Origin of the sequence: Pseudomonas sp. HMWF021 (assembly GCF_003061005.1) — a bacterium.
Taxonomy (GTDB): Bacteria; Pseudomonadota; Gammaproteobacteria; order Pseudomonadales; family Pseudomonadaceae; genus Aquipseudomonas.
Genome location: NZ_QAIK01000157.1, coordinates 1,903 through 9,444 on the forward strand (window position 1 = coordinate 1,903; position 7,542 = coordinate 9,444).

Genomic DNA, 7,542 nt, shown 5'->3' on the forward strand with positions numbered 1-7,542 from the left:
GCCTGGCGATCGAGCACAATCGCAGCAACCCGATGCTGATGACCCGTTGGCTCGGCAGCGGCACGATGATCCGCCTGGCGCTGGCGGTGACCCTGATCCGCATGGTCACTTCGGAGCAATCCACCGGCGCGGTCGGTTTCATGCAGAACCTGAACATGGGCTACGAGCAGCTGCACAGCCTGTACGTGGTGATGCTGATCGGCAGCGTCGCCGGGCTGGCGACCAGCGCCCTGACCATCGATCCCAAGCACTTGTTGATGCCGCTGATCATCTCGCTGGCGCTGATGGCCACCGGTTCCGTGATGGACAGTTTTTCCAACAACCTGACCCGCCCGCAAAACCTGTATTTCAGCCAGTTTCTGCTGGCCTTCGGCAGCACGTTTTTCCTCGGTCCGACCATGGTTTTCGGCACCCGCAACGTGCTGACCAATCCGCGCAATCTGGTGAGTTTTTCGGTGTTGTTCGGGATCTGCAACAACCTCGGTGGCCTGCTGGGCGCGGCGTTGTTGGGCACGTTCCAGATCGTGCGTGAGAAATTTCATTCCAGTCATCTGGTCGAACACCTGACGCTGTCCGATCCGCTGGTGGCTGCCCGTGTGCAGAGCGGCGGATCGGCTTACGGATCCTTGCTGGCCGACCCGAGCCTGCGCAATCTGGCCGGGATTCGCAGCCTGTCCAACGCGGCCACTCGCGAAGCCAACGTGCTGGCCTATAACGATGTATTCATGCTGATCGCCGTGATTGCGGTGCTGACCATGATCTGGCTGTCCATTCGTGCGCTGTGGCTGATGAGTACCACCAAAGCCGTCGACCCAGCGCCTTCCGTACCTCCTAGCGGTGCCTCCCATTCATGACCGAACCGACCACCACAACCACCAATGCCATCGCCGCCACCCCGGAAGGCGTGGCGCCGCCGCCCTCGCCGAACACCGAGCCGCGTTCGCTGCGGGTGCGGATCATCTCGTCGCTGGGTTTTGCCTCGATTGCCATCGTCGGCGTGCTGATCGTGCTCTACGCCTGGCAGTTACCGCCGTTCAGCAGCGCGGTCGAAACCACTGAAAACGCCCTGGTGCGCGGGCAGGTGACGATCATCGGCCCGCAGCTCAGTGGCTATGTGTTCGAAGTACCGGTGCAGGACTTCCAGTACGTGAAGACCGGCGACTTGCTGGTGCGTCTGGATGACCGGATTTACCAGCAGCGCCTCGACCAGTCGCTGGCGCAACTGGCGGTGCAGAAGGCTGCGCTGGCCAACGTGGTGCAGCAGCGCAACAGCGCCGAAGCGACAATCAAGCTGCGTCAGGCCGTGGTGGCCGACAGCGAAGCGCAGTTGCGCAAAAGCGAGGCGGATCTGCGCCGTAACAAGGAGCTGGTGAGTGACGGCTCGGTGTCGAAGCGCGAGATGGACGTAGCGCTCGCGGCCAACGCACAGAGCATTGCAGCAGTGGCGCAGGCCAAAGCCAATCTGGAAATCGCCCGGCAGGACCTGCAGACGGTGATTGTCAATCGCGGCTCGCTGGAAGCGGCAGTGGCCAGCGCTGAAGCGGCGGTGCAACTGGCGCGGATCGACTTGTCGAATACGCGCATCGTCGCCCCGCGTGACGGCCAGCTCGGGCAGATCGGCGTGCGCCTGGGTGCCTACGTCAACTCCGGGGCGCAGTTGATGGCGCTGGTACCGAATCAGAAATGGGTGATCGCCAACATGAAGGCAACCCAGATGGACAACGTGCGTGTCGGGCAACCGGTGCGTTTCACCGTTGACGCCTTGAACCACCGCAAGTTCACCGGCCATGTGCAGCACATTTCGCCCGGCACCGGCTCGGAATTCGCTCTGTTGCAGGCCGACAACGCCACCGGCAACTTCGTGAAAATCGCCCAGCGCGTGCCGGTGCGGATCACCATTGATGAAGGGCAGCAGGAAGAGGAACGCTTGCGCCCGGGGATGTCGGTGGTGGTCAGCATCGACACCGCAGCGGGCGACACACAACCGCATTGAGCAACACAAAACCCTGTGGGAGCTGGCTTGCCAGCGATGACGTCGGTACATCCGAAATATCTGTTCCTGACACACCGCCATCGCTGGCAAGCCAGCTCCCACAGGGGGCTTCAGGCAGCAATCATCGGCGGCAGGGTGCCGAGAAGGGAGACCGCAGCAACGGCGCCCATCCCCAACAACCACTCCAGCGCCACACTGCGCTTGAGCGCGCCCATGCGCTGCTGGCAATCATCAATCCGCAAGCGGTTGAACAGCGCCAAGCCAAGCATGCCCAGCACCATCAGCGCCTTGATCAGCAGGATCAGCGCAAACCCGCTGAACAACGGCGTCGGCCACCATTGCCCGGTCAATACGCGCACATTGATCAGCCCGGTGATCAGCAGTCCGCCGACAATCGCATAACCGACGCCGCTGAAGCGCTGCAGGATTGCGCCCATCGCTTCACCCGGTTGACGCAAAATCAGCACCAGCAGCAACAGGCCGCCGAGCCACGCCGCCACGCATGTCAGATGAACGATCTGATTGAGTATCAGCAGTTGCCCGCTGAGCCCATCGAGCATCGCGCCGTGACCCACCGGCGCCAGGGTCGCCAGGAGCAGCGCACTCAAGCCCAGGCGCAACGCCAGGCTCGAGCGCCACGGGGTGAACAGCAACGCCAGCAACAGCGCGTTGATCAGCAGGTGCCAACGCCAGACCTGGCCGAAAAACGTATTGCCCAGCACCACGCCAATCGTGCCCGGATCGAACGCTGCCGCCGCCGAACCGGCCATGCTCGCGGTGATCAACAGCGCCCAGGTCACGCCGCTGACCAGGGCAATCGCCGTCAGCCAGCGAGCGATACACGCCAATTGCCGATCCAGTGTCGGCACCGGCGTCTTGAGCAATAGCGGTCGAAACAGCCAGGCCCCGAACAGCATCAACACCGCGCTGAAATGCACAAAGCGGCACAGCACCAGCGCTTCACTCATGAATTACTGACCAACCTTGAACTGGTAGGCGCCTTCGCTCTTGTGTGTGTCAACTGACACTGCGTGCCATTCGACCTTGTACTCACCGGCACTCAGAGGAGCGGCCGGGGTGACGATCAGGGTTTTCTTGTCGCCTTCGGTGCTCAAAGGCTTGATCGCGACCGGCGCGCCATCGTGGGTCAGGGTGACCTTGGTGAAGCTGGTTTCGACACCTTCGGAAAAGGTCAGGCGCAGATCGGCCGGTGCGGCGACGGTGCTGTCGGCGGCCGGGGTCGCACTCTTCAGATGGGCGTGGGCGAAAACGGAGGATGCAGCGAACAGCGAAGCGAGCAGGGCAGTGGTGGTCAGGACGTTCTTGAACAGCATCGCGGATACCTCTGAGGCAGGACAAAGAAGCGTCAGTTTAGCCATGCGCCGACCTTCATACGAAGTTTTGTTTGCAACGGTCGCCCGCGCCCCAGAGCGGATGCTAGTCTTGGGCAACGCTGTTGTCAGGGAGCCCTCATGGGCAATCACAAGATCGAGATTCGTCGCAGTAACGTCGAGAAAATCCTGCTGGCGGCGGAAAAAGTCTTCGCCGAAAAAGGCTTCGGCGGCACCGCCATGGCCGACATCGCTGCCGAAGTGCAACTGCCGCGTTCCAACCTGCATTACTACTTTTCGACCAAGAGCGAGCTGTACAGCGCAGTGCTGTTCGACCTGCTGGAAGTGTGGAAACAGGACGCGCTGTGCTTCGAGATGTTCGACGACCCGCGGGTGGTGCTCAGCAGCTACATCCGCGCCAAGATGAACCACTCGCGCAGCCGGCCGCACGGCTCGAAAGTCTGGGCCAACGAGATCATCCACGGCGCGCCGACCCTCGGTGAGGCGCTGGATGTCAGCCTGTACGACTGGGCGAAAATGAAGGAAGCGAAAATCCGTCAGTGGGTCGAGGACAAGCGGATCCTGCCGGTGGAGCCATCGAGCCTGCTGTATATGATCTGGGCCTCGACCCAGCATTACGCCGACTTCGATCATCAGGTGAATATTCTGAACGAGCATCAGCCGCTGTCGGACATGCAGTTCGAGCGGGCGGTGCAGACGGTGACCAGTGTGATTTTGCGCGGGATCGGGTTGGAGCCATAAATCAAAAGATCGCAGCCTGCGGCAGCTCCTACAGAGATCGGTGTAGGAGCTGCCGCAGGCTGCGATCTTTTGATCTTAAGAATCAGACCGCGACATGATAGGGATTGCGCGGATCATGATTCCAGTCCAGAAACGGCTTGCCCGTTTCCATCGGCACCATCTCAATACAATCCGCCACCGGGCAGGTGATCTGGCACAGGTTACAGCCCACGCACTCATCATCGATCACTTCATATTTATGCGTGCCATCGGCCTGCTTCAGGCTGCTGATCGCCTGGTGTGACGTGTCCTCGCAAGCAATGTGGCAACGTCCGCAACCAATGCACGCCGCCTGATCGATCTTGGCGATGACCTGATAGTTGATATCGAGGTACTTCCAGTCCGTGGTATTGCCCACTGCACGCCCGGAAAACTCGGCAATGTTGGCGTAGCCCTGACTGTCCATCCAGCGCGACAGACCGTCCTTCATCTCCTCGACAATCCGGAAACCATGCAGCATCGCTGCCGTACACACCTGCACCGCGCCGCTGCCCAGCGCCATGAACTCCGCCGCGTCACGCCAACTGCCGATGCCGCCAATGCCGCAGATCGGCAGGCCCTGGGTCTGCGGATCACGGGCGATCTCGGCGACCATGTTCAGCGCAATCGGCTTGACCGCCGAACCGCAGTAGCCGCCGTGGGTGCTTTTGCTGCCGACGGTGGGCAGGGCGACCATGTGTTCCAGATCGACGCTGGTGATCGAGTTGATGGTGTTGATCAGCGACACCGCATCGGCGCCACCGCGATGGGCCGCGCGGGCGGCGACGCGGATGTCGGTGATGTTCGGCGTCAGTTTGACGATCACTGGCAGCGAGCAATAGGTCTTGCACCAGCGCGTCACCTGCTCGACGTATTCCGGCACCTGACCAACCGCCGCGCCCATGCCGCGTTCGGGCATGCCGTGCGGGCAACCGAAATTCAGCTCGATGCCGTCGGCACCGGTGGCTTCCACCAGCGGCAGGATGTGTTTCCACGATTCCTCGACGCACGGCACCATCAGCGAGACGATCAGCGCGCGATCCGGCCAGTCTTTCTTCACTTGGGTGATTTCGCGCAGGTTGATCTCCAGCGAGCGGTCGGTGATCAGTTCGATGTTGTTGATGCCCAGCACTTCGCGGTTGTTGCCGTAATGCGCCGAGTAGCGCGACGACACGTTGACCGCTGCCGGGTCCTCACCGAGGGTTTTCCAGACCACGCCACCCCAGCCTGCCTCGAAGGCGCGGACCACGTTGTAGGCCTTGTCGGTCGGCGGCGCGGAGGCCAGCCAGAACGGATTGGGGGCTTTGATACCGGCGAAGACAATCGAGAGATCGGCCATTTACGCAGCCTCCACGTTGAGCATCAGTTGTGCATTGATCGCCTCGGCGGCGCGTTTGCCGTGCTGCACCGCTTGCACGGTGAGGTCCTGATCGAGGCTGGTGCAGTCGCCGCCGGCATACACGCCGGGGATGCTGGTGCGCAGGTTGTCATCGACCTGAATCCGTTCGCCCTGACGCTTGAGTTCGCGGGCGAGCGGGTCGGCGAGGGCGCTGCTGTCGAAGGCCTGGCCGATGGCTTTGAAGATCGCGTCGGCGGCCAGCTCAAAGGTTTCGCCAGTGGTTTGCAGACGCCCGTCGACCAGATCGGTACGGGCGAAACGCATGCCGCGCACATGGCCCTGCTCGTCGAGCAACACTTCCTGCGGTTGTGCCCAGGTCAGCAGGCGCACCTGATTGGCTTTGGCGATGTCCTGTTCATGACCGGTGGCGCCCATGTCCGCCGCGCCCCGGCGATACACCAGATTCACGTCACGCGCTCCGAGGCGGGCCATTTGCACGGCCATGTCGATCGCAGTGTTGCCGGCGCCGAGGACGATGCAGCGCTCGGCCAGCGGCAGTTGCGTCAGGTCATCGGCCTGGCGCAGTTCACGGATGTAGTCGGTGGCGGCGAGCAAACCGGGGGCGTCCTCGTGGGGCAGGCCGAGTTGTTTGCTGGCATTGAGGCCGAGGCCGAGGAACACCGCGTCGAACTGTTGATGCAATTCGCTGAGGGTCAGGTTCTCGCCAAGCTTCTGCCCGTGACGGATTTCGATGCCGCCGATCTGCAGCAGGAAATCCAGCTCTTTCTGCGCGTAGTCGTCGACCAGTTTGTACTTGGCGATCCCGTATTCGTTGAGGCCGCCAGCCTTCTCCCGCGCTTCGAAAATCACCACGTCATGCCCATGCATCGCGCTGCGGTGGGCACAGGACAAACCCGCCGGCCCGGCACCGACCACGGCGATGCGTTTGCCGGTAGCGGCGGCGCGCTGGAACGGGTGCTCGGTGAAGTGCGCGTTGTCCACGGCGTAGCGCTGCAGCAGGCCGATCAGCACCGGCGCACACTCCTGGGCGTTGTTGCGCACACAGGCTTGCTGGCAGAGGATTTCCGTCGGGCAGACCCGGGCGCAACTGCCGCCGAGGATGTTCGCCGAAAGGATTTTCTGCGCTGCACCGGGTACGTTGTCCTGATGGATGTTGCGGATGAACGACGGAATATCGATCTCGCTGGGGCACGCGTTGACGCACGGCGCGTCGTAGCAATACAGGCAGCGCGAGGCTTCCAGATGCGCCTGCCGGGCGTTGAGCGGCGGCGCCAGATCGGTGAAATGGCCGGCGAGGGCGGCCGCGCTTTTGTGCGGATGCGGGAGGTGGTTCAGGGTCTCGATCACGGTTTTTGCCTCACGGTAACTGCCTCTGACGGGCATTGGTCAATTCCCTGTAGGAGCTGCCGAAGGCTGCGATCTTTTAAAAAACTAAAATCAAAAGATCGCAGCCTTCGGCAGCTCCTACAGGGGAATGCATTTCAAATGTGGGAGCTGGCTTGCCAGCGATAGGCCGAAGGCCGCTTTCAGCGTTTAACCGCTGTGGGCTTGTGCAACTCAGCCCGCTTGCTCAGCAAATCAAACACCGCCGGATACGCCGGCCGTTCGATATAGCGCCCGGCCCCGCGTTCGGCGCGCAGGTCGCCGTCGGCCCAGACCACTTTGCCCTGGCTGACGGTATGGCTCGGCACGCCGCGCACGGTCTTGCCTTCGAAGATGTTGAAGTCCACCTGCTGATGGTGGGTCTTGGCGGAGATTGTGCGGCTACCTTGCGGATCCCACAGCACCAGGTCGGCATCGGCGCCGACGCGAATCGCGCCTTTGCGCGGGTAGAGGTTGAAGATTTTCGCGGTGTGGGTGGAGGTGAGGGCGACGAAATCCTGCATCGACAAACGCCCTGTGTTGACCCCTTCATCCCACAGCACCGCCATGCGGTCTTCGATGCCGGCGGTGCCGTTGGGGATCTTGCTGAAGTCGTCGCGCCCGGCGGCTTTTTGCTCGGCGCAGAAGCAGCAATGGTCGGTAGCGGTGGTGTGCAGATTGCCGTTTTGCAAGCCGTGCCACAGCGCTTCCTGATG

Annotated in this window: 7 protein-coding genes and 1 pseudogene; 3 read left to right on the plus strand and 5 right to left on the minus strand. The window is 62.1% G+C overall.

Translation table 11 applies throughout. The features are described from left to right. Positions 1–854 (plus strand): annotated as a pseudogene (locus DBR18_RS29730) (MFS transporter); the annotation flags it as partial. After that, positions 851–1,993, plus strand: coding sequence for an HlyD family secretion protein (locus DBR18_RS22510; RefSeq protein ID WP_108591970.1), 1,143 nt, complete (start codon positions 851–853; stop codon positions 1,991–1,993). The pseudogene DBR18_RS29730 and the gene DBR18_RS22510, both read left to right, overlap by 4 nt. Positions 1,994–2,103: 110 nt before the next feature. Here DBR18_RS22510 and copD read toward each other — a convergent pair whose 3' ends face one another. Together copD and copC are read right to left on the minus strand one after the other, a co-directional pair. Next, entirely contained in the window at positions 2,104–2,961 is an 858-nt protein-coding gene (gene copD, locus DBR18_RS22515) for a copper homeostasis membrane protein CopD (RefSeq protein WP_108591971.1), read from the minus strand. A 3-nt stretch (positions 2,962–2,964) separates the two neighbouring features. Beyond that, positions 2,965–3,327, minus strand: coding sequence for a copper homeostasis periplasmic binding protein CopC (gene copC, locus DBR18_RS22520; RefSeq protein WP_108591972.1), 363 nt, complete (start codon positions 3,325–3,327; stop codon positions 2,965–2,967). A 138-nt stretch (positions 3,328–3,465) separates the two neighbouring features. Here copC and DBR18_RS22525 point away from each other — a divergent pair, with 138 nt between their 5' ends. Next, a complete protein-coding gene (locus DBR18_RS22525) occupies positions 3,466–4,086 on the plus strand; it encodes a TetR/AcrR family transcriptional regulator (RefSeq protein ID WP_007965266.1) in 621 nt (206 codons plus the stop codon). A gap of 82 nt (positions 4,087–4,168) precedes the next feature. Here DBR18_RS22525 and preA read toward each other — a convergent pair whose 3' ends face one another. The 3 genes from preA to DBR18_RS29735 all read right to left on the minus strand — a co-directional run. Continuing rightward, positions 4,169–5,443, minus strand: a complete 1,275-nt coding sequence (gene preA, locus DBR18_RS22530; RefSeq protein ID WP_108591973.1) for an NAD-dependent dihydropyrimidine dehydrogenase subunit PreA — start codon at positions 5,441–5,443, stop codon at positions 4,169–4,171. Further along, a complete protein-coding gene (locus tag DBR18_RS22535; RefSeq protein WP_108591976.1) occupies positions 5,444–6,811 on the minus strand; it encodes an NAD(P)-dependent oxidoreductase in 1,368 nt (455 codons plus the stop codon). A gap of 179 nt (positions 6,812–6,990) precedes the next feature. Next, a partial coding sequence (locus DBR18_RS29735) for an amidohydrolase family protein (RefSeq protein ID WP_256588848.1) occupies positions 6,991–7,542 on the minus strand: 552 nt, incomplete at its 5' end.

Coding starts and splice junctions, on each gene's coding strand:
- DBR18_RS22525 (WP_007965266.1), top strand. CDS start 3,466: ATGGGCAATCACAAGATCGAGATTCGTCGCAGTAACGTCGAGAAAATC.
- preA (WP_108591973.1), bottom strand. CDS start 5,443: ATGGCCGATCTCTCGATTGTCTTCGCCGGTATCAAAGCCCCCAATCCG.
- copD (WP_108591971.1), bottom strand. CDS start 2,961: ATGAGTGAAGCGCTGGTGCTGTGCCGCTTTGTGCATTTCAGCGCGGTG.
- DBR18_RS22510 (WP_108591970.1), top strand. CDS start 851: ATGACCGAACCGACCACCACAACCACCAATGCCATCGCCGCCACCCCG.
- copC (WP_108591972.1), bottom strand. CDS start 3,327: ATGCTGTTCAAGAACGTCCTGACCACCACTGCCCTGCTCGCTTCGCTG.